This is a genomic window from Nostoc sp. 2RC (genome assembly GCF_014222165.1).
GTDB classification, from domain to species: Bacteria; Cyanobacteriota; Cyanobacteriia; order Cyanobacteriales; family Nostocaceae; genus Nostoc; species Nostoc linckia.
Genome location: NZ_JACKZU010000639.1, coordinates 1 through 2,222, shown reverse-complemented (window position 1 = coordinate 2,222; position 2,222 = coordinate 1). Strand labels below are relative to the sequence as shown.

2 protein-coding genes are annotated in these 2,222 nt (G+C 41.0%); both read left to right on the top strand.

Going from position 1 to position 2,222, the window contains the following annotated elements; all coding sequences use genetic code 11:
* The first annotated feature begins 70 nt into the window (after nt 1-70).
* On the top strand, nt 71-1,351 hold the full coding sequence (locus GNE10_RS34050; protein ID WP_199341882.1) for an ABC transporter permease: 1,281 nt from the start codon (nt 71-73) through the stop codon (nt 1,349-1,351).
* Nucleotides 1,352-1,509: 158 nt separating this feature from the next.
* Entirely contained in the window at nt 1,510-2,181 is a 672-nt protein-coding gene (locus tag GNE10_RS34045; protein ID WP_277927817.1) for an ABC transporter ATP-binding protein, read from the top strand.
* Nucleotides 2,182-2,222 lie beyond the last annotated feature (41 nt).

Here is a 2,222-nt window from a genome sequence, read left to right as displayed (position 1 = left end):
GGCGGTGGCGGCGGCAGAGGAGGCCGTTCGGGCGGCGGTTCTCCCTAAAGTGAGTTTGAAATAGAACCTTATGTTTAAGATATTTAAGGGTTTTTACAAAGCTAAAAATACTCGTACAGTGCCGCTGTCAGAAATATTGTCGATGGCAGTGGAAACACTATGGAGTAATAAATTACGCACAGGATTAACGATGTTGGGCGTAATTATTGGCATTTCTTCAGTCATTGCGATTACCTCTGTTGGTCAAGGCGTACAAAAGGGAGTCGAACAACAGATTCAAGCTTTGGGTACAGATGTGCTGCAAATTTTGGCTGGTGCAGCTAGAAGCGGGAATGTCCGTCAAGGAATAGGTTCTAGCAGCACCTTGACTTGGGAAGATGCCCAAGCGATCGCCACAGATGCACCATCAGTTCAACTTGTTTCTGCGTACCTGCAACGAAGTGCCCAAGTTGTTTATGCAGGACAGAACACCTCAACAACAATTTATGGTACAGATTTAAACTATCCAGAAGTGAGAAATACTCACCCCCAGCAAGGGAGATATTTTACTCAAGCAGAACTTAATGGCGCTGTCCAAGTTGCCGTTCTAGGCCCTACAGTGCAACGCACACTTTTTGGACAAAGTAGCAATGTTATTGGCCAGAGAATTCGCATTCAGGGAGAAGCTTATGAAGTCATTGGGGTGATGGAACCAAAAGGTTCTCAAGGGCCGATGGATCGAGATGACCAAATTTTTATTCCTCTAACTAGTATGTCGGCAAGACTAGTTGGTAATAATGCTTTAGTGGGGGTTTCTGTAACCGGAATTTTAGTCAAATCAGCGAATCAAGAAGATTTAGAAGCAGCTCAGTTTCAAGTCACCAATTTATTACGTCTGCGGCATAATATTTATCCGCCTCAAGCTGATGATTTTCGGCTAACTAACCAAGCTGATATTGTTAGTACCTTCACCAATGTTGTGGGTTTATTTACAGTCATGGTAGTGGCGATCGCGGGCATTTCTTTAGTAGTTGGCGGCATTGGTATTGCCAACATAATGTTAGTTTCTGTGGTGGAACGTACGCGAGAAATCGGCATTCGCAAAGCCGTAGGTGCCACCAGATCAGCAATCCTCAATCAATTTTTAGCAGAAGCGATCGTTATTTCCATTGCAGGCGGATGCATTGGTATGGTTGGTGGTATCATAATTGCTTATGCAGCAGCAAATATTTTTAAATTTCCATTTGTAATTTCTGTATTATCAATTATTGCTGGATTTGGGCTATCAATAACCGTTGGCTTAATCGCTGGAGTTATTCCCGCACGCAACGCTTCAAAATTAGATCCTATTATTGCTTTACGTAGTGACTAATCGTATTTTGGATTTGAGATTTTAGATTTTGGATTGTCAAACAGAAATTAGAAATCATTGCTAAATAAACTGGGATTAAAATTTATAGTTTGTAAGTACAAGTTTATTTGTGAAAAATTAGCAATCAACAACTAACTATTGATTAATTAAAAATTAATATGCCAACGATGATTTGGATGGAATCCATTACTAAGACATACCATTTGGGAGAAATCAGCGTTCCCATACTCAAAGGTATTCAACTTTCTATTGAAGAAGGAGAATATGTCTCGATTATGGGTGCATCAGGTTCTGGTAAATCCACACTCATGAATATTTTGGGGTGTCTGGATAGACCCACAACAGGACACTATATTTTTGAAGGTAGAAACTTGACAACTTTTGATGATGATGAATTAGCTTATATCCGCAATCAAAGGATAGGTTTTGTTTTTCAACAATTTAATTTATTAGCACGGGCTACAGCATTAGAAAATGTGATGTTGCCAATGGTTTATGCTAACTTACCCAAAGAAAAACGCCGCGAAAGGGCATTGGAAGCCTTAGAAAAGGTAGGACTAGGAGAACGCATTTCAAACCGTCCTAGTCAACTTTCTGGCGGACAACAACAACGGGTAGCTATTGCTCGCGCTTTAGTCAACCGACCCGCATTAGTTTTGGCAGACGAACCAACAGGAGCTTTGGATACTGAAACTTCCTATGAAGTGATGAATTTATTGACAGAACTCAATCAGCAAGGCATCACAATTGTAATTGTCACTCATGAACCAGATATCGCAGCTCAAACTAAAAGAGTTATTCGAGTTCAAGATGGTTTGATTGTAGGTTAGGGCATGGGGAAAGGGAAAGGGGAAAGGGAAAGGGGGAAAGG